This is a genomic window from Streptococcus sp. DD04 (genome assembly GCF_001578725.1).
Lineage (GTDB): Bacteria > Bacillota > Bacilli > Lactobacillales > Streptococcaceae > Streptococcus > Streptococcus sinensis.
Genome location: NZ_KQ969008.1, coordinates 1 through 391 on the forward strand (window position 1 = coordinate 1; position 391 = coordinate 391).

The 391-nt window shown below is 40.9% G+C and carries 1 pseudogene; it reads right to left on the bottom strand.

Annotation, left to right across the window (positions count from 1 at the left end):
• Window positions 1-161: 161 nt before the first annotated feature.
• Window positions 162-391 (bottom strand): annotated as a pseudogene (locus tag STRDD04_RS10280) (transposase); the annotation flags it as partial.

Here is a 391-nt window from a genome sequence, read left to right on the forward strand (position 1 = left end):
CGTGATAGCGTGTATCCAAAGTATGTGGCAGGTAGCGGATGTTTTGTGGTATACTATTCATGAGAAGACTCCTTTTTTTGATGGTTGTGTCAGAACTAATCATATCAAGGTTTCTTCTTTTTTGGTACTCAGGTCTCACATCTATTGTAACGCTACACGCTTTTATCGCTGAGTTTCCGACTATCTTGTTGGATCAGTTTCCAGTAGCGTTTCAGCGCTTTGTATTCATGCGATTTTCGATCCAATTGATTCATGATTTGAACACGAACACGACTCATAGCCCGGCTCAGGTGTTGGACAATGTGAAAACGATCCAGAACGATTTTAGCCTTTGGAAATAGTTTTCTGGCAATATCGTAGTAGGGACTAAACATGTCCATGGTAATGACTC